Annotated in this window: 14 protein-coding genes; 13 read left to right on the top strand and 1 reads right to left on the bottom strand. The window is 36.9% G+C overall.

All coding sequences use genetic code 11. From position 1 onward, the window contains the following. Window positions 1-69 precede the first annotated feature (69 nt). The 12 genes from GXK58_RS05145 (at window position 70) to GXK58_RS05090 (ending at window position 18,194) form a co-directional block, all read left to right on the top strand. Entirely contained in the window at window positions 70-912 is an 843-nt protein-coding gene (locus GXK58_RS05145; protein WP_160720490.1) for a polysaccharide deacetylase family protein, read from the top strand. 348 nt (window positions 913-1,260) lie between these two features. Continuing rightward, window positions 1,261-2,751, top strand: a complete 1,491-nt coding sequence (locus GXK58_RS05140; RefSeq protein ID WP_160720488.1) for an ABC transporter substrate-binding protein — start codon at window positions 1,261-1,263, stop codon at window positions 2,749-2,751. A 464-nt stretch (window positions 2,752-3,215) separates the two neighbouring features. After that, the gene (locus GXK58_RS05135; protein WP_160720486.1) at window positions 3,216-4,940 is read left to right on the top strand and encodes a sensor histidine kinase; all 1,725 of its coding nucleotides are present in this window, start codon (window positions 3,216-3,218) and stop codon (window positions 4,938-4,940) included. A 20-nt stretch (window positions 4,941-4,960) separates the two neighbouring features. Then, a complete protein-coding gene (locus GXK58_RS05130) occupies window positions 4,961-6,580 on the top strand; it encodes a response regulator (RefSeq protein WP_160720484.1) in 1,620 nt (539 codons plus the stop codon). A gap of 120 nt (window positions 6,581-6,700) precedes the next feature. Next, window positions 6,701-8,185 carry an ABC transporter substrate-binding protein gene (locus GXK58_RS05125; protein ID WP_160720482.1) on the top strand — a complete coding sequence of 495 codons (1,485 nt, stop codon included), beginning with the start codon at window positions 6,701-6,703 and terminating at the stop codon, window positions 8,183-8,185. 340 nt (window positions 8,186-8,525) lie between these two features. Next, window positions 8,526-9,395: an ABC transporter permease gene (locus GXK58_RS05120; protein WP_160720882.1), complete on the top strand. Its 870-nt coding sequence runs from the start codon at window positions 8,526-8,528 to the stop codon at window positions 9,393-9,395. 18 nt (window positions 9,396-9,413) lie between these two features. Continuing rightward, window positions 9,414-10,301: a carbohydrate ABC transporter permease gene (locus GXK58_RS05115; protein ID WP_160720480.1), complete on the top strand. Its 888-nt coding sequence runs from the start codon at window positions 9,414-9,416 to the stop codon at window positions 10,299-10,301. Between the two features lie 95 nt (window positions 10,302-10,396). Next, a complete protein-coding gene (locus tag GXK58_RS05110; protein WP_160720478.1) occupies window positions 10,397-11,044 on the top strand; it encodes a YesL family protein in 648 nt (215 codons plus the stop codon). Window positions 11,045-11,133: 89 nt separating this feature from the next. Further along, a complete protein-coding gene (locus GXK58_RS05105) occupies window positions 11,134-12,882 on the top strand; it encodes a DUF5605 domain-containing protein (RefSeq protein ID WP_160720476.1) in 1,749 nt (582 codons plus the stop codon). A gap of 24 nt (window positions 12,883-12,906) precedes the next feature. Continuing rightward, window positions 12,907-14,205 (top strand): prolyl oligopeptidase family serine peptidase, encoded by a 1,299-nt coding sequence (locus tag GXK58_RS05100; RefSeq protein ID WP_160720474.1) that lies wholly within the window; start codon window positions 12,907-12,909, stop codon window positions 14,203-14,205. Window positions 14,206-14,416: 211 nt separating this feature from the next. Next, the gene (locus tag GXK58_RS05095; protein WP_160720881.1) at window positions 14,417-15,754 is read left to right on the top strand and encodes a glycoside hydrolase family 30 protein; all 1,338 of its coding nucleotides are present in this window, start codon (window positions 14,417-14,419) and stop codon (window positions 15,752-15,754) included. 70 nt (window positions 15,755-15,824) lie between these two features. Continuing rightward, window positions 15,825-18,194: an alpha-L-arabinofuranosidase C-terminal domain-containing protein gene (locus tag GXK58_RS05090; RefSeq protein WP_160720472.1), complete on the top strand. Its 2,370-nt coding sequence runs from the start codon at window positions 15,825-15,827 to the stop codon at window positions 18,192-18,194. Window positions 18,195-18,438: 244 nt separating this feature from the next. On the opposite strand, the gene GXK58_RS05085 is transcribed toward GXK58_RS05090, so the two are convergent. Further along, window positions 18,439-19,497: a LacI family DNA-binding transcriptional regulator gene (locus tag GXK58_RS05085; RefSeq protein ID WP_160720470.1), complete on the bottom strand. Its 1,059-nt coding sequence runs from the start codon at window positions 19,495-19,497 to the stop codon at window positions 18,439-18,441. Between the two features lie 388 nt (window positions 19,498-19,885). On the opposite strand from GXK58_RS05085, the gene GXK58_RS05080 reads away from it, so the two are divergent. Then, window positions 19,886-21,322 carry an L-fucose/L-arabinose isomerase family protein gene (locus tag GXK58_RS05080; RefSeq protein ID WP_160720468.1) on the top strand — a complete coding sequence of 479 codons (1,437 nt, stop codon included), beginning with the start codon at window positions 19,886-19,888 and terminating at the stop codon, window positions 21,320-21,322. Window positions 21,323-21,328 lie beyond the last annotated feature (6 nt).

Genomic DNA, 21,328 nt, shown 5'->3' with positions numbered 1-21,328 from the left:
ATGAAAGAAGCTCGCAGGGTAAATGAAACGGTATCTATCAAACTATTATTTATAGGTGGGGAGACAATAGTGTCCAACGAACGTTATTTAATACTTAATGCGGATGATTTCGGAATGTGCCATACAACAAATCAGGCCATTCATACACTCCTTACAGAAGGCTCAATTACGTCTACAAGTCTCATGATGACATGCCCTTGGACATTGGAAGCAGTCCAACTCATTAAGCAAAATCCACAGTTGGATGTAGGGATTCACTTTACCCACACAGCCGAATGGAATGTCTACAAATGGGGGCCTCTAAAATCCAATATGTCTACTCTAGTGGACGAAAATGGGTATTTTCCTGCAGATACACAAACCGTTATCACACAGGCAGATCCAGTACAACTTCGTGAAGAAGCGATAGCTCAAATGGAATTTGCTCTTAAATTAGGTCTAGACCCCACCAACATTGACAATCACATGGGAAGCATGCACCACACCATGGAAATCCTGTTAGATTTGTGTGAAAAGTACCAACTGCCATTACGATATGCCAAACAAGGCCACTCATTCAGAACGCAGGCAAACCATGAAGAAATTATCGCGCTTGCAGAAAAAAAGGGGATTCAATTACCAGATTATATTGAAATGTTACCTTTCTTTTCACCTGAAGGAACAGAACCAGAGTATCAAATCACAAAAGATGCAGCCATTAACTGTATACGTTCATTAAAACCAGGTGTAACGGAGTTAGTGTTCCATCCTTCCTTGGATACCAGCGAATTAAAAGGCATCACCGAAACTTGGCCAATGAGGCGGTTTGAATTTGATGTATTTCGGGACAAAGAAATCCAAGAATTATTGCGTTCAGAAGAAATCCAACTGATACAATGGCGTGATTTGCGTAATCGTCAAAGAAAAATGTGATGAATGAAGCCCGAAATTGGACGAATGAAAAAAATCCAATTTTCGGGCTTGATTGTTTTGAGAGGGGTACTTTCTTGAATAAGATACCTAGTTCAATTAAAAAGGACAACACGTTAAGAAGTACATAGAGATAACCCGACATGCTAGTATGTAATAATTTGGATAAAAGTCGGAAAATTTAAAAAATAAGTCGGAAAATTTAAAATAAAAAGTCGTTTTTTTAGTAAGTCTGTCTTCATATCCTCACTTAAAATGAAATGGAGAAGGAGATAACGTCAACTTCTTAAAGTATATTTTGATAGCGCTTCCACTATAGTGCCTTCAAAGCCAAAAATAAGGGGGAAAACGATGAAAAAGGGGAAATTTTTTGTCAGGTTTATTGTGGTCATCATGTCAGTTTTTTTAATTCTGACTGGATGCTCTACGAAGCAAAGCGGGACGACTAGCAAAGGTAATTCTGATTCAAATGGTAAACCTTATGAATTAACCATGGCATATTTGGCTTTTACTAAGATTGATGATCTTCCATTGGTTCAAGAAGAAATCAATAAAATTATCAAGAAAAAGATCAATGCAACCGTAAAACTAGTGCCAATTAACGGCTCTGCTTGGTCACAGCAATCCAACCTAATGCTGACAAGTAATGAAAAACTTGACTTAATCGTATCCTCATCCTTCTTTGGTTACAATACATCTGCTGTTAAGGGACAGTACTTGCCGTTGGATGACCTCCTTGAAAAATACGGTAAAGGCATTTTAGAAGCAGTACCTACAACTCTCCTAGAGGGAGACAGAGTGAACGGAAAACTCTATGCAGTCCCAAGTGCAAGAGACTGGGGTGTTGATTATGGTTTTGTTATGAGAAAGGACATCGTTGACAAATATAACATCGACCTTTCACAGGTGAAATCTTTTGCAGATTTAGAGAAAGTGTTTAAAGTTGTCAAAGATAAAGAACCAACATTAACTCCAATTGTTAATACTCAAGGATTAACAACGACAAGCGTCCTTAATGGCGGTAAATATGATGTTCTTGGTGATAGTTTGGGGGTAATGTCCTTCAAAGAAAAAAAATTCATCAATATGTTTGAAGACCAGGATTATTTAGATTCAGTAAAATTAACAAGAAAATGGTTCAAAGATGGGTATGTTTTAAAGGATGCAGCAACATCACAAGAAGCTGCAGCTAATATCGTAAAAGCAGGAAAAGGGTTTGGTTATTTTTCACATATGAAGCCAGGCTTTGAAGTACAAGAACAAGGAATTACAGGGCATGAAATGGTTGCTGTACGATTTACAGATGTATATGCCTATACTGATTCCGCCACATCCTTTGGACTGTCCATTGCGAGAAACAGCGAAAATCCTGAAAAAGCAATGGAGTTAATGAACTTACTATACACTGATAAAGACATTATGAATTTACTTGCGAATGGTATTGAAGGGAAGCATTACGTGGTTAAATCTGATGGAACCATCAAATTACCGGATGGAGTTAAGGAATCCAAATATGTATTCGGTCAATGGGAGATTGGTAACAACTTCTTAACCTATCCTTGGGAAGGAAACCCGGCAAATTATTGGGAAATCTTTCAAAAGCATAATGATTCCGCCATTTATTCCCCAGCATTTGGTTTTACATTTAATCCAGATCCGGTGAAAACCGAAATTGCTGCAACTACTAACGTTATCAATCAATACAAAATAGGGATTGAATCAGGTACATTAGATCCGAATAAGAGCTTACCAGAATTTAATAAGAAGTTAAAACAAGCTGGCTTGGAAAAGATCATTGCTGAAAAACAAAAGCAATATGATAAGTGGAAAAAAAATAAGTAATATAGGTCCAATAGGGAGCTGGAAGATATTCCAGTTCTCTTTTTCCTTGGGACCGTCTGGCAGGATACTGCTATGGTCTGGGAGTGCAGGTCATGTTAAATCCACTGGTGTCTGAAAGTAATAGCCCTATTGGTTAATTGGGCTGGAATAGAATGTCAGGAACATGGGTGACTATTTGCCTAAAGGAAAATTTTCAGCTTTTTATATGCAGCAAATGCTGCCGAATTATAAGGATTTTTAGCAGCCAGACTGTAATCTGTCATATATGGATCACTAAAAGTCTAATATAATAATACTTTATACAAGTCTTGAGTGAATGCTCAAGGCTTTTTTTCATTACTAGCTGAATAGAAACATAGGACTTTTGGAATAATTTGTTGACAAATTATTTAAAAACTTTTCAAATATTCAAAAATAATCATGTATAATGTAGTTTGTAAGGGATTACATCAGGGAGGCTACCTATGTCGAAGATTAAGCCTATTTTTAACTCGTTGCTATTCAAACTCTTTTTAAGTGTGTTTTTAATTATTGGACCACTAATTGTGGTTCATATTGTGAATAACTATTATGCAGTCGAAGTGATAAGGAGTCAGGTAGCCCAATCAAACAAAAATATGCTGAATATTTATATGGACCAAATCGACAAAGGATTGGATGGTGTTGGTAAATATATCTTTCAAATAACACAGGACAATACTGATTTATATTTTCTTCAATATAATGAAACCCTAGATTCCAATAATTATGAGGAAGCAAAAATACGTCTTTTCAATACGATTACTAATCAGTCGTATTTATACACTTCCATTGATTCTATTTTTATCTACTCGGAAGCCTATAAGGATTTATTGTTTACACAAAATTCATCAGATGATTATTATGCTCGTTATGCAGCCAGGGATGAAATTTATCAGTTACTCGAGAAGCATCCAGAAGATCTCATAGAAGGGAGATGGAATATCTGGAAGGGGGCAGAAGATTATTACTTGATTCAATATTATAACGTTAATGGAGTATATGTTGGTGCCTGGGTGAATATGGACAAGCTTATTACCCCGTTTAAATATATTGATTTTGGTGATACAGGGAGAGCACTCCTGGCAACTTCTAACTTTAAACCTATTACAAATAAAGCCTTTATTGAGAAAGAAATGATAGATTTAACGATGAGACAGAAAAAGTATGTCATGACTGGGGGAAATGACCAATTTGTATTAATGAAGAAAAAATCATCACAAGCAAATTTCTATCTTGCAGCATTGATTCCAGAGAAAGAGATCCTCGAGAAACTTCCATTTTTACAGAGGATTTCGTCCTTGATCACTGTATTAGCTGTATTGTTTCTACTATTCTTTATTTTCATAATGAGAAAAGTTTTTCTTCAACCGATTAATCGTATTGTCTTTGCCATGAAGAAACTGCGATCAGGAGATTTAGATATTCGCCTTCCTGTCAATAGGAATTCAACAGAATTCAGGTTAATGAATGGAAACTTTAACCATATGGTTTCTGAGATTAAGGATTTAAAAATAAATGTATATGAAGAAAGGTTAAATTTGCAAAAAGCAGAATTGAAGCATTTGCAGCTACAGATCAACCCGCACTTTTTCCTTAATTCATTAAATATTATTTATAATTTGGCAACAGTAAAGGATTTTGCTGTCATTCAAGAAATGGCGAAATGTCTGGCAAATTATTTTCGGTTTATGTGCCGCAGTAATTCATATTTTGTTAAATTAAAAGATGAACTAATGCACACGGATAATTATCTGAAAATTCAACAACTTCGTTTTCCAAATTCCTTTAAATACTATATTGAATCACCACCGGAATTTTTAAATTGCAAGATACCTCCTTTAATCATTCAAACAATTGTGGAGAATTCAATTAAACATGCTTTTAATCTTGATGATTCACTTAATATTTTCATAGAAGTGATGAAAGAAGAGGACCCTGAGTTTTTGGTAATTAGAATGCAAGATACAGGTGAGGGGTTCCCAGAGGAGGTTTTACATAGTTTAATTGCAGACCAGCCTTTAACAAATGAAGAAGGGGAGCGGATGGGGATTTGGAACGTCAAACAGAGACTAAGTTTGTTATATGGAGAAAAGGCTGCCATAAGATTTTTCAATGAACAGGGCAAGGGGGCAACGGTCGAAATACGAATTCCAAACGAGTTAATATAAACTAAAAGGTGGTATGGTTTATGAGTCAATTTCATGTTCTAATCGTTGATGATGAAGTTCATTCCATTCGAGGTGTGCAGGCCGGGGTTAATTGGGATAAGCATAATATCACATCCGTTTTTACGGCAAATAATTTAAGACAAGCTCAAGCGATTTTCTTAAATCACAAAGTTGATTTGTTATTATGTGATATTGAGATGCCTAAAGGCTCCGGCCTGGACTTGTTAAAGTGGGTCCGGGAGCACTACTCTGAAACGGAAGCGATTTTTTTAACCTGCCATTCAGACTTTTTCTATGCGAAGCAAGCCTTGCAATTAAAAAGTTTTAACTATTTACTCAAACCGGTGGACTATCAAGAGCTTGAAGAAGTAATCCATGATGCATTGGAAAAAATCAAAAAAGAACGGGAAGCAAAAATGGTAGAGGAATCATATCTTCGGTTAAAAAAGTCACACCATTCTGTTATGGAAGAACGGTTCTGGTTGGATTTAATTCATCAAGTTGTCCCTGCTACAAAAGAAACGATTGAAAAACATATGAAGAATTATCATTTGTCCTATACAGATGATAATTCCTTTCTGCCCATTTTATTCCATGTTCAGGAGTGGAAAGAAAATCTATCAATACATGAAGAAAAGGTAAGCGAGTATGCTTTGAAGAAAGCCCTTGCTGAAATAATAGAAAAGTATTATATGGATGGGTATGTCCTTAATTTAGAAAATGGATATGTATTAATGATTATTACTCTTGATACTCCCATCAATTTGAAAGAGTTTCGGGAAAACTGTAATCAGTTTATATTGGAATTTGCTCAATTCTTTTCATGTGACCTTTGCGGGTACATCGGTAATCAGGTTCCTATTGAGGAATTTGTTGGAATGGTCCAAACCTTACAGGAGTTTGAACGAAATAACGTGACCGAAAGTAATAAAACAATGGTCTTTCATAAGGAAAAAAAAGGCCTTGGTTCTTCACCACTTCTTCCAACTGCTGAGTGGACCATATTAATGAAAAGTGGTCCAAAAGAGAAATTATTAGAGGCTATTAGTCTATATTTTACTAATTGGAAGATGACTGATAAAAATATTACCGCACAATCCTTGCATTTATTTTATCAAGATTTTCTTCAATTAATCTTTTATGTTCTTCAGGTAAAAGGAATTCAGGCCAATCAAGTGTATTCACAAAATCTATTGACCGAAAAGCCGCAACGTGTCTTGAAATCATTGAACTCGCTTAAGGAGTGGGTGGTTTATATTGCAGATATCGCTATGGATCAGCTTCATCAGCCGCATGAAAAAGGATCAGTAGTAGATATCGTGAAAAAATATATTCTTGACCATCTTGGAGAACAACGTTTATCTCGTGAAGATATTGCCAATTTTGTTTATTTAAATCCGGATTATTTAACAAGACTATTTAAAAAGCAAACGGGTCTATCCATTTCAGACTATCTACAGCTGCAGCGGATTGAATACGCAAAAAAGTTATTATTAGAAACCAATCTTCCTGTGAGTGAAGTGGCGTTATCAGCTGGTTACTCTAACTTTTCCTATTTTTCTACAATTTTCAAAAAGTCAACAAAATTGAATCCAATGGAATATCGAAAAAAGTCGCTATTGTCAGAAAAGTCGTTATAACAAAAATATAAAGTCGGATTTTTAGTAAGTGTTTTTTATCCAATCCTCTATACTAAAATTAGTTACATGGTAACGTTTTCAAAAGTGTAGAACAACTAGAAAATAAGGGGGAAAGGAAAGATGAAACATTTTAAGAGATTCACACGTTTTTTACTGCTCGTCATGTCAGCTGTTTTAGTTTTAGCTGGCTGCAGTTCGAAGGAAAGTAGTACTAGTGAAGGATCAAACTCAAAGGACCAGCCATATCAAATTAATATGGCATACTTAACCTTTACAGAGATGGAAGATCTCCCATTAGTACAAGATGAAATAAATAAAATCGCTAAAAAGAAAATTAATGCCACTGTTAAATTAATACCAATTAATGTTGCGAATTACCAACAGCAAACAAACTTAATGCTGACAGGTAACGACAAACTAGATTTGGTCGTGACTGGGGCCAATTTAGGCTACGCTACACAGGCTACTAAAGGTCAGCTCCTTGCATTAGATGATTTGGTTAAATCACATGGCAAGGGCATTTTGGATTCCGTACCAGAACGTCTTTTAGAAGGTAACAAGGTGAATGGCAAAATGTATGGTATTCCAAGTATACGTGATTGGGGTTCGTATTATGGATATATCATGAGAAAGGATATTGTCGATAAATATAAAATTGATCTTTCTCAAGTCAAAACATTTGCTGATCTGGAAAATGTATTTAAAATCGTTAAAGAAAAAGAACCAACTTTAACTCCGATTGCCAACGCAGGAACCATTACGACTGCTTCTATTATTGCAGGTGGTAAGTTTGATGTTTTAGGGGATAACCTTGGGGTTGTATCTTTTAAAGATAAAAAAATCGTCAATATGTTTGAAGAACCGGAATATGTCGATGCGGTCAAGTTAGCAAGAAAGTGGTTCAAGGCAGGCTATAGTCTTAAGAATGCAGCTACTTCACAAGAAGCTTCTGCTAATCTTGTAAAGGCAGGCAAAGCATTTGGATATCTTAATCACATGAAGCCAGGTTATGATGTTCAGGAAAAAGGAATCACAGGGTATGATATGGTATCTGTTAAATTGACAGATGTGTATTCTTATACGGATGCAGCAACAGGCTTTAATATGTCCATTGCACGAAACAGCCAAAACCCAGAGAAGGCAATGGAATTTATCAATTTACTCTATACCGATAAAGATATTATGAACTTGATAGATAATGGTGTCGAAGGGAAGCATTATCAGGTTAAATCTGATGGTACGATTAAATTGCCTGATAATGTACAGAAATCAAAATATGTGTTTGGTCAATGGCAAATCGGGAATAACTTCCTAACTTATCCTTGGGAAGGAAATCCAGCTAATTACTGGGAAGTTATGCAAAAACACAATGATTCTGCTACTTTTTCACCTGCGTTTGGTTTTACTTTTAACCCAGATCCAGTGAAAACAGAACTAGCGGCTTCAACGAATGTAATTAATCAATTTAAATTGGGCCTAGAATCAGGGACATTGGATCCTGAAAAAAGTCTGCCTGAATTTAATAAAAAGCTGAAAGCAGCAGGCCTTGATAAAATTATCACTGAAAAGAAAAAGCAGTTTGAAGCTTTTAAAGAAAAGCAATAAAGAACAGAAAAAGAGAGCTAGAGTTTCTAGTTCTCTTTTTTCAAAGAAGTATGGGGACGGTCCTCTTGCTTCCACCTTATATATTTAAATTATATTCAGAAAAGTCGGATAAACTAAAATAAGAAGTCGTATTTTGGATAGTTTCGATATTACTAGTTTTATAAAATAAGGTTATAAGGTTGGAAAATAAATTTGTAAGCGGAAACAATTATTGAGACAAGGGGGAAAAGGGATGTCAGAAGTGACAGTAAAGAAAGTAGAAGCAGGGGTCCAAGCCGTTCCTGTGAAAAAAGTAAACACGAAGCTGATCAAATTTAAAAGGGCTTTGCCATTATTGATTATGATGCTGCCCGGATTAGTCTACTTACTGATCAATAACTATTTACCAATGTTCGGCCTGATTATTGCGTTTAAGGATATTAACTATGCGAAAGGGATTCTCGGTAGTGATTGGATTGGCTTTAAAAACTTTGAATACCTGTTTAGCACAAGAGATGCCTTTGTCATAACCCGTAATACCATTCTTTACAATGGCGGCTTTATTATATTAACTACCACAATCGCCATCGCTGTAGCGATTATGCTAAATGAGGTAAAAAATAAGTTGGCAAAAAGCTTTTACCAGAGTGTTATTCTTTTGCCATTCCTAATCTCTATGGTTATCGTCAGCTATTTGGGATTTGCTTTCCTTAGTGAAGATGTTGGTTATTTGAATAAAACTATTTTACCAATGCTTGGTATCGACAGTATCTCATGGTATAACGAAGCCAAATACTGGCCATATATCTTAACCTTTATCCATATCTGGAAGGGCGTAGGGTTCTTATGTGTTATTTATCTGGCCGCTATTATCGGGATTGACCAAGAATATTATGAGGCTGCGACATTAGATGGAGCGAATAAATGGAAGCAAATCATTCACATTACGATTCCTTCTATCATGCCAGTTATTATTATGATGACTTTATTGGCCATTGGACGTATTTTCTACTCCGATTTCGGATTATTCTATCAAGTACCAATGAATTCAGGTGCACTCTATGATACTACCAATGTTATTGATACGTATGTATACCGTGGTTTAATGCAGCTTGGAGATATCGGTATGTCAGCTGCAGCAGGTTTATATCAGTCCATTGTCGGATTTGCACTTGTATTATTATCGAATTATCTCGTTCGCAGAAAAAGTAAAGACAATGCATTATTTTAAAATTGGAGGTGGAAAAGGATGTATAAATCTGATCGAATTACACAATGGGTATCACATATCGTTTTAATTATACTTGCGGCAGGAAGCATCATTCCTTTTATCATTCTTTTGTCTTCTTCCCTGAGTGATGAGGCATCCATTCTAAAGGAAGGGTATTCCTTTATCCCGAAGGAAGTAAGTTTTGCGGCCTATGATTACCTGCTTGCTAATTCTTCAAGCATCTTACGGGCTTATGGTATTACAGTATTCGTTACCGTATTTGGTACTTTTGTAAGTTTGGCAATGACAGCATTTTTAGCTTACGGTCTTTCACGACGTGATTTACCATACAAAAATGTTTTTGCTTTCATCGTTTTCTTTACCCTATTGTTCAACGGTGGACTTGTTCCTACGTATCTTGTGTACACGCAAGTGTTTGATATTAAAAATACCATCTGGGCATTAATCGTTCCAGGGTTACTCATGAATGGATTTAACGTTTTGTTAATGAGAACATTCTTTATGACTTCAATACCAGAGCCGGTAATTGAATCAGCACGGATGGATGGCGCAGGTGAATTTAGAACATTCTTCTCGATTGTTCTACCGCTTTCACTGCCAATCCTAGCAACAATTGGCCTGCTTCAAACGATCATTTATTGGAATGACTGGTTTAATGGACTTGTTTATATCACAGAACCTTCACTCTTTAGTATTCAAAACATCTTGAACAGGATGCTGTCAGACATTCAATTCTTAGCTACCAGCAATTTAGGTTCAAACACAAGCACGGCAGCAGCACAAATTCCAACTACAGCTGTACGGATGGCCATTGCAGTAATCGGTATTCTTCCGATCCTGATTGCCTACCCATTCTTCCAAAAATACTTAGTAAAAGGGATTGCATTAGGGTCTGTGAAAGGTTGATTCATTTTAATAGTTTTGGAGGGCGATTGGTAAACAATTACCCTCCTTTAATATTTCCGAGGTTAAGGGCGAAATAAGTAAGGAGGGAATGGTGGATGAAGGGGTTTGTGAATGGATTTTATAGTATCTCCGAGTGGATTATGAGGTTTGCTTATGTAAATATTCTTTGGATCTCATTTACCTTGCTTGGTTTAATTGTTTTTGGCTTTTTTCCGGCCACAATCGCTATGTTTACAGTCATTCGTAAATGGCTATTAAAGCAGACGGATACTCCCGTTTTTAAGACCTTTTGGATGACATATAAAAAGGAATTTGTTAAGGGGAATTTATTAGGGTTAATTATAGGTATCATTGGTTTCTTATTGTACTCAAATATTAGAATTGTGGAAGCAACGACTGTTCCAGCATTCAAATTACTTTATATTCCGAATGTGATTGTCATTCTCATATTTATACTTACCTTATTTTATCTTTTTCCAGTGTTGGTCCATTTTGATGTTCGTCTCAGAGAAGCCATTAAGAATTCATTTATTTTAATGACGCTTAATCCCATCTCTACTTTTATTATGGCTACTTTGACTGGATTCCTCTGTTTTATCTTTTTAAAAATACCAGGGGTCATTCTGTTTTTTAGCGGAAGTCTTATCGCTTATTTACTTATGTGGCAAAGTAACTATGTATTTGTAAAAGTGAATAAAGCTGCCATTCATACAGTAAAAGGGACCAGAACAGAGGCACTTTAATTCCTTGAGGGAGAGCTAAAAGGGCTACTATTGCATTTCTTCTCCAAAATGAAACTAATAATCTTTTGAGAAAGGGGATAACAGTTGATATGAGTTATTCACCAAATATGAAAATGGGTAAAATCCTAGCTAATAAAAATGCTAAAGAGGTCTTGCGAAAATACGTGCCACAATTATTGGAACCTACTGAATTCCCAATTATGTTTGTTAAATTTAGTACGTTGGAACAATTAATTCCAAGACTTCCTGAGTCCGAACGTACAGAGGCTATTGTAGAAAAACTATATTCAGAGTTGGCTAAGGTTGAAGAGTTGGAAGAAGAAACTGGTTATATTGCACCGGTGTCTAATTATGAATCTGAGTCAGTAAGTTTGGGGTCTGCTAAAGTTAGTACCCCAAGCAAAGTAGAAAAATGGTCTGTCTTTGATGTTGAACTTCATGGTCCGCAGCACGGCAATCCTTTTACAGACGTCACGCTGGAAGCGGAATTTATCTTTAATGGACAGAAACATCATCAAGCACTTGGATTCTATGATGGTGAGGGGATCTATCGAATCAGATTCATGCCTGATGCTGAGGGAATCTGGACATTTCAAACAACGAGCAATGCCAGATCTTTGGCAGGTATTGAGGGTAAATTCGAATGTGTAAGTCCTTCTAAAGATAACCATGGTCCTGTCCGCGTTAAAAATACATATCATTTTTCGTATGAGGATGGAACCCCTTATATTCCTGTAGGAACGACATGCTATGCATGGATCCATCAGGAGGAAGAATTAATCCAACAAACTTTGGAAACTTTACAGGCATCTCCATTCAATAAAATGCGCATGTGTGTGTTTCCTAAATTCTATCAATTTAACTCTAATGAGCCTCTCTACTATCCATTTGAGGGTTCTCTTGAGGAAGGCTTTGACTTTTCACGCTTTAATCCAAAGTTTTTCCAACACTTAGAACAAAGGATTGCAGATCTTGGGAAGCTAGGAATTGAAGCCGACCTTATCCTGTACCATGCCTATGACAGATGGGGATTTGCGGAAATGAAAAAGGCCGAGGATGATCGTTATTTGAAATATCTTGCCGCTCGTCTTTCAGCTTACAGAAATCTTTGGTGGTCATTAGCGAATGAATATGACTTAATGTGGGCGAAAGAAATTGAGGATTGGGAACGCTTTGCTAAGATTATCACGGAAAATGACCCTCACCAGCACCTCATTTCCATTCATAACTGTTTTGGATTCTATGATTATACACGGCCTTGGATTACACACTGCAGTGTTCAACGAATTGATGTATATAAAACAGCTGAAAGTACGGATGAATGGAGAAAACAATGGCATAAACCAATTGTAATCGACGAATGTGCGTATGAGGGGAATATTGACCAAGGCTGGGGAAATATTACAGGGGAAGAAATGGTACGGCGGTTTTGGGAAGGTGCAGTTAGAGGCGGTTATGTTGGACATGGTGAAACCTATCTTCATCCAGAAGATATTTTATGGTGGTCCAAAGGCGGGAAGCTGTATGGAGACAGTCCAGAGCGAATTGGTTTCTTGAGGCGGATCATGGAAGAGGGTCCGCAAGAGGGATTGAACCCTTTAGAATCGGATTGGGATGCACCTTCTGCGGGAATTCCTGACCAATATTATTTATATTATTATGGATTTAATCGACCTAGTTTTAGACAGTACCGGATGAAACCTGGCACTCAATATAAAGTGTCAGTCATCGATACTTGGAATATGACGATTAATGAACTCGAAGGTGTCTATGAAGGGAAATTTAGAATAGACCTTCCAGGTAAACAGTTTATGGCTGTTAGGATGACTAAAATTTAGTTTATCAATAGGAGGAGAGTAAAAATGAATCGTTCTTATATGACTGTGACCGAAGTTACTGACTATGGCCCTTATATTACAAAAATCGTACTGAAGCTTCCTGAATCTATTAAATCAGAGGCATTATCGGAAGATACTTTCAACGTTTATGTCGAGAGACGAAGCAAAGAAACAGGCGAGGTGCTTCAACTAAGAAAAGATTGGAATTCGGAGGAACTTTATCCGTCAAAAGGATATAGTCATGTTAAAAATGCCTATACATCAGACGGTGAAGGAAACAAAACCGATATTGGCCAATTCGCCACGTTAGAACTTGAAGTTGAGGCGATCTACCGTTTGAACTCTGAAAATGCGTTTGTAAAGGAACATAATGTTTATGTTTTCTGCGATTTTCGCATTACGCAGGTAAAAGAAATTCAAACCGATAGTATTTCAATTTCAGGGCTAGTTTACGATCATTTCAGCGGCGGCCGCATGGAGCAAATAAAAGGCTGGGTAAACAGCGAGTCATCATATGCTGAGATGCCCTTACGGTTCGGCTATTTTACACCAAAAATGAGAAGTGAAAAACGTCCATTGATCATCTGGCTCCATGGAGCAGGCGAAGGCGGACATGACACATCGGTCGCCTATACCGGAAATAACGTTGTAAATCTATCAAGTGAAAAAGTACAGAGACTATTTGGCGGCGCATATGTCCTTGCTCCACAAGTACCTACTATGTGGATGGACGATGGCAGCGGTGAGTATACTACGAGCGGAAATTCAATGTATGTGTTAGCACTTAAAGCGCTGATTGATGAGTTTATTCAGTTACATCCAGACATAGATACAAATCGTATCTACATCGGCGGCTGTTCCAATGGCGGCTTCATGACGATGCGTATGATTATCGATTATCCTGGTTTCTTCGCAGCAGCATATCCTGTATGTGAAGCACTCTACGATAACGTGATTACCGATCAAAATATTGATGATATAAAGAATACTCCTATCTGGTTCACGCATGCCAAAAATGATGAAATAGTTAAACCTGAGATCACAGTGATACCAACGTATGAGCGTCTGTTAGAAGCTGGTGCACCGAATGTTCATTTTTCCTATTTTGATAATGTAGTTGATACCTCAGGCATTTTCAAAGATTCTGAAGGTAACCCCTTTGAATTCTTCGGTCATGGTACCTGGATCTACATGCTCAAAGACGAATGCGCATTTGACTATGATGGTTCCCCAGTAAAGGCAAATGGAAAAGATGTAACTCTTCTCCAATGGCTGGCGCTGCAGTCAAAAAAAATAAACCAAATCTCTAAAACCTATGTATAAATAGTGATTTGAAAAGCAGGGATAAAAAAGCCAAACCATGTGTTTGGCTTTTTGCGTAGATTGGTGTACCCAGAAAAAATAACTATCTTTAAGGATTAAACTTAAATTAATACTATTTTTCCGTAGAAAATACCATAAATCTTTTTTAAAAAAATATAAACTAAATAAAACGTTTACATAATGAGGATTAAGTTTGAAAGGAATGAATGAAATGGCAGCAAAAACAGTTTCATGGATTGAATCAACAAGGAATTCATATTGGCAACAGAATGAGCCAAGCGAAACCACTGATAAACAAAGCAATCTGAATATAACCAATAATAAAGGCCGAGTTGTTGAGGGCTTCGGCAGCTGTTTTAATGAACTTGGTATGTATGCGCTTAATCACTTGTCTGAAGAAGACCGTACAAAAGTGCTGGACTCCTTATTCGCAGCGGATGGCGATTGTCAGTTTACCCTTTGCCGCCTGCCAATAGGTGCAAGTGATTATGCCTTAGAATGGTATAGCCATAATGAAACCGATGAAGATTATGAAATGGAACATTTCACGATTGAAAGGGATCAAAAATACATCATCCCTTACATTCGAGAGGCACAAAAAAGAAACCCGGATATGAAATTTTTCGCTTCCCCTTGGAGCCCTCCTACTTGGTTAAAGTTTCCTAAGGCTTATAACTATGGAACCTTGCGCTGGGAGAAAAAAGTTCTTGAAGCGTACGCGCTATATTTTGTGAAGTTTGTTCAGGCTTATGAAAAAGAAGGAATCAAAATCAACCAAATTCATGTACAAAACGAAGTAATGGCTGATCAAAAATTCCCTTCATGTAAGTGGACAGGAGAACAATTACAGGAATTTATCCGTGATTACCTAGGACCAGCATTTGAAAAGCATAATCTAAATACAGAAATTTGGCTTGGAACCATCAATGCTCCAGAACCTTGGCAAGAATTAATGACAGATACCACATCTGATTTTGATGTGTATGCAGGTCTTGTTCTTAGTGATCCTGAAGCGTACAAGTATATCAGCGGTGTCGGCTATCAATGGGCGGGTAAACATGCCATCCAGCGGACTTCTGAGAGTTACCCTGAGTTACGCTACTTACAAACAGAAAATGAATGTGGAAACGGCAAAAACACATGGGAATATGCTCAATATGTCAGCAACCTGTTCCGCCATTATTTTGTCAATGGAGCTAACGGATATGTGTACTGGAATGCCGTTTTAGAGCCAAAAGGCCGCAGCACGTGGGGCTGGGAACAAAACTCCATGATTACTGTAGATCCAGAAACGAAAAGCTTCACCTACAATCCTGAATTTTATGTAGTTAAACATTATTCTCATTTTGTAAAAAATGGAGCAGTAAGACTAGAAACTAAAGGCCATTTAACGGCCCATGCGCTTGCATTCCAAAACCCGGATGATTCGATTGTCCTAATTGTGAATAATCCACTTAAGAGAGAACGGGAATTGATATTTGAAATGCAGGGTAAATCCTATCAATTTAATTTGAAATCTGAATCTTTTAATACGATTGTTCTAAAATAAAAGCCAAGCGACTCCGGTAATTTGCCGGGGTCACCTTTTTTATAAACCATTGGTGTGTGGAGGTATATTGATGAATAAGTCAGCAAAAGTAATGATTGATACAAACAATAAAAGATTTCCGGTAAGTCCTTCTTTATACGGTCTATTTTTTGAAGAAATTAACCGTGCTGGTGATGGAGGAATCTATGCGGAGCTAATTCGAAATCGGTCTTTCGAGGATACCCTTATTCCTGAACGCTGTGAAGTAAAGGGATGTGAATTGCATTCACCAGCAGGGTGGGTATCTCCGTTTGAAGAAGCACCTGGTTCCATTCCTGGCTGGCATTTACGCAAAGATTCAGAAGCAAGTAAAGCCAGCATTTCACTAGATGAAAACGACCCTCTTAATAGTGAAAACCCTCTCTCTCTTAAGGTGGAGATTCTAGAGGCATTAGACAACCGTATTTCTGTATATAATGAAGGTTTTTGGGGAATTCCACTGAAAAAAAATGAAAAATATAATCTATCTTTCTATGCAAAAAGGGACGGGATCTTCTCTGGAAATTTAGAAATAACACTAGAAAATAAACAAGGAGAAAAATTATCCTCAATCTCTTGTGAAGTAACATCCGAAAATTGGCAGAAATATGAGTTCGTTTTAGAAAGCAGGGTTGAGGAGCCTGAAGGCATTCTTGCCTTCTCAACAGGTGCTAGAGGGACGTTTTGGCTTGAGTTCGTTTCTTTATTTCCGCAAAACACATTTATGGAAAGACAAAATGGTTTACGGTCAGATCTTGTAAAAAGGGTAAAAGAACTAGAACCAAAATTTTTGAGATTTCCTGGCGGATGCTTTGTTGAAGGTTTCTCAGTAGAGACAGCCTATCGCTGGAAAAAAACCATCGGGGATGTAACGGAAAGAAGTTCACATTGGACACTCTGGAATTATCGGACTACCAACGGTTTAGGCTACCATGAGTATTTGCAAATGGCCGAGGATTTAGGGTTAGACCTGATGTTCGTCGTCAACTGCGGACTCACCTGTCAAGGCAGACCTGGGGAGCATATCCCATTAGATGATCTCGATGATTGGATTCAGGACATGCTCGATGCAATCGAGTATGCGAACGGCCCTGTAACAAGCAAGTGGGGGGCACTTCGGGCAGAAAATGGCCATCCAGCTCCATTTAACATGAAATATATCGAAATTGGAAATGAAAATTTTGGACCTGAATATAATGTCCGCTACAAAAAGTTTTATGATGCTTTAAAAGAAAAATATCCTGAAATTATCACGATTTGGAATACCCATTGGGAAGTTGGTACAGAAACAAAAGGATTACCAGTAGAAATTGTTGATGAACATTTTTATGCTGATTATGATTATTATGTGATGTATCACGATATGTATGATACGTATGACCGCAACGGTCCGAAGATCTATGTCGGCGAATATGCGATGATCCTGGGCGAGGGAGCAGGCAAACTTAAAGGGGCCATCAGCGAAGCGGCTTTTATGACAGGAATGGAACGTAATCAGGACATTGTCACAATGTCTTCTTATGCTCCTCTATTCGCCAATGTCCGTCATACCAACTGGACTCCAAACCTGATTTATTTTAATGGAACAGAGTCTTATGTAACACCTTCTTATCATGTACAAAAGCTGTTTGCTGAAAACAGGGGAGAAGTGGTACTGGATAGTAAGGTGGAAACGGAAAATCGCTTCTCTAATTTTAATGGTGGAGTGTCATTTAGAGAAAGCGACCTTACACATATTAAAGATATTCGTATTTTAAGTGGTGAACAATTGCTATTTAAGAGTGATCACTTATCTAAGGATCAGCCGTCAACTCGCCTTGAATGGAATGGGTTAAAGATTGGCGATATTTCTTGGAAAGACTATCACATTGACATGAAAGCATTCATAGGGTCACATGGGTTAAAGATTGGTTTCTTGGAAAGTACAAAAGAATGGCAGCAAAACTATTTTCTTTGGGAATTTGATTCGAATGGTGAGAACCGCTTAGTTCACATCAATGGATGGTCCCGTGTGAAGCTGAGCCCTAATCAGACTTTAAATGTGCATCCTGATGGACATCATCTATGTATTAAGATTGAGAATGAATCTATTTATTGTTATCTTGATGACCAACTGGTACATGAATATAAATTGTCTAAAATTCCATATCTAACTTCCGTCTCGACACTTGATGAAAAGAATAATCAAGTGATCGTTAAATTGGTAAATGCCTCTGAGTATAGTCTTGAAACCATCATTGACGTTGATGGTAAAAAGAAACTTGTGGGTAAACAAATCATTCTAACATCAGACGATCCAAATAATACAAATACAATGGAAGAGCCTGACAAGGTTACTCCTATTGAATCTGCTTTATGGTTGGACAGTAATGTCTATGAAATCCCTTCCTATAGTGTCGTAATTTTAAAAATAGAGTTATAATGTGTTTCTGCGGTCAGGAAAATTCCTGACCGTATTTTTATTGGATTATTTAGAATAAAGCATTATCATTCCTACGAAATTAGTTACTAATCAATAGATATACCAATCAAAAAAAGAAATTAAAAAGCCGGCTCTAAATTTCTATTGAAACTTAGAGCCGGCTTTTTTGTTATCGGCAGCTGAATATCAAAATAAAAACCTTAGCTGATATTCATATAGAAATACCAGCTAAGGTTTTTATTTTTTAGACTTTAAGTGTACTTTCTTTCGGTGTGTATACTACACAGGATTTTCTTTCAATGAGTTCTGTATCCACAAACAATTTAATCTTATCAGTGTCATTATTCTCAATCTGTTTTATTAGTTTTTCAACTGCAAGTAAGGCAATTCTGTCTCTTTTTACATGAATTGTCGTTAATTCGGGAGTTATCACTTGTGATTCAAAGATGTTATCAAAACCAATCACTGAAATGTCATCCGGAACGCTGATACCTAATTCAGTGAGAGATTTAATCACGCTAATTGCCATATAATCCGCTTCACAAAATAAGGCTGAAGGCAATTGATTTAACCGTTTTTTAATTTTCTCTTTAAATGCATCCTGGGATGAAATGACTGTTGGAGATACTGAAAAGTAATCGACTTCTGCGATTTTTAACCCATTTTCACTAAGTGCTTGTAAAAAACCCTTTTTCCTCATGTCAAAATTATACATTCTAGTATTTGAACCAACATAACCAATTTGCTGGTGTCCTAACTCCATTAAATATTGTCCTGCTTGATAAGCCCCGTATAGGTTGTTCATGACGATAAAGCTTACATCCATTGTTTCAAAACAAGTATCCAAAACAATAATATTCGGCTGAACATTTGCAACGAGGTTAATTTGCTCTGGAGTTAAGTTAGTACCTAACAATAATATACCTGCGGACTTTTGTTCTTGTTCGAGTCTGGTTATCTCATCTTGGATGTTATCTATACTAATGGAAGAAACCATAAGTGAATAACCGCTAGTTCCAATTTGTCTCTCAAGATTATGAATTAAATCCGTGAAAAAAGGGAGAGATTCATATTGCTCTGTAACGATGCCTGCATTTGTGATCGCAACAAATCTCAACAGTTTTGTATTTGGCTGAAAAAATTGATCAGCTTTAATAATGGGACGAGGAATATATCCATGTTCTTGAGCGATTCGCAAGACCTTCTCGCGTGTTTTTTGACTGACACCATTTTTTCCGTTCAAAGCCAAAGAAACGGCTGATTTCGAAACATTAGCTAATTTAGCAATATCATCTATTTTCATTAATACTACACCTGCCTGTTAGATAAAAACTTATTATTTATATAAATGTTTTAATTAAGTATACCACATATAAATTAGTTTAGTTAGTTTTTAGTCGTGAAAATCGACTGGTTTTTCTATAAGAAACACTATTATAATAGAATTTATATACTATTAAAATACAGAATTGAAAAAAGAAAAATCATAAACAAATTTATTCTATATTTATATATTAACTAAATAATTTTATAAAATTGATTGACTGATAGTTGTCTTGTTTGATATTATAATTCCAAGAAGTTTAAATAATAACTAAATTATTTTAGTTCATAAATGTTGATTGCCCTTGTATGCGCTTTATTTGAGGATAGTTTGAAATTGAGTTTGTGAAAATTAGGAGGCATAAATAATGGAAACGTTTAAGCTTGGATTCGCTCCAACTCGGAGATTTGTATTTAGCAAAGAAGATGCATTAAAGTTTAAAAACTTAATTCGAGAAAAAATTGAGAGCTTTGGCTTTGATATGGAGATCGTTGATTTAGAAGGAATCAATGATGAAGGATTGCTGTATGAGCGTTCAGAAGAATCAGCGATAATAAAGCGCTTTAGAGATGCCGAAGTGGATGCATTATTTTTCCCTCACTGTAACTTTGGAACAGAAGATATAGTTGCCCGTGTAGCTAAAGCAATCGGCAAACCAGTTCTACTTTGGGGGCCAAGAGACGAAGCTCCATTGGAAGATGGAATGCGTCTTCGTGACACACAATGCGGAATTTTTGCAACAGGTAAAGTGTTGAGAAGATTTAATGTGAAATTTACATATATCACCAACAGTGCTGTTGATAGTCCTGTGTTTGAACGAGGGTTTAAGAATTTCATTTCTGCAGCGAATGTTGTAAAGCAGTTTAATAATCTACGAATCTTGCAAATATCCACAAGACCTTCTGATTTTTGGTCAGTCATCTGCAATGAAGGTGAATTGTTAGAAACATTTGGAATTCAAATTCACCCAATCACACTTGATGAATTGAAAAAAGCAACATTGAAAATTGAGAAGACTGATAGTCCAGAATTAAACGAAGCAATCGGCTATATTAAAGAAAAGCTCGACTGGAGTGCAGTTACAGAACAGGATGTCAGGCGGATCGCTTCCTTAAAAGTGGCAATGAAACAACTGGCTGCAGATACAGGAAGTACAGCAATTGCCATTCAATGCTGGTCAACCTTGCAGGATATTATTGGCATCATGCCATGTTTGGCTAATGCCATTCTGACAGACGAACAGATTCCGGTAACTTGCGAAACAGACATACATGGAGCGATTACCTCCATTATGGTTCAAGCGGCTACCATGAATACTAAGCCAACATTCTTTGCTGATATTACTATTCGTCATCCAGAAAATCCTAATGGCGAATTATTATTCCACTGTGGAAATTTCCCAGTATCGTTAAGTGTTGAAGAAAAGCCAAAGTTAAACAAACACTTCTTATTTGACGATCATTCTCCAGGTACACATGAAGGGGAAATTAAGGGTGGAGAAATGACAATTGCCCGTTTTGACGGAGACCATGGTGAATATTCAATCTTCCTAGGAAAAGCCAAAGGGATTGAAGGGCCGTTCTCGAGAGGATCGTATGTATGGATAGAAGTAAATGACTGGCCATTATGGGAAGAAACACTGGTAAAAGGTCCGTATATTCACCATTCAGTAGGTGTCCATGCCAATGTAATCCCAGCTCTGTTTGAGGCATGCGAATATATCCCAGGATTGAATCCTGACCCAGTAGATCCAACTGTAGATGAAATCAAAGCATGGCTTCGTGGCAGCGACCTTAATAAATAAAGCGAG

This window comes from Bacillus sp. USDA818B3_A, from assembly GCF_009928415.1.
In the GTDB taxonomy this organism is placed as follows: domain Bacteria; phylum Bacillota; class Bacilli; order Bacillales; family Cytobacillaceae; genus Neobacillus.
Note: the sequence above shows the minus strand (reverse complement) of the source record. Positions and strands in the feature narration are given on the sequence as shown.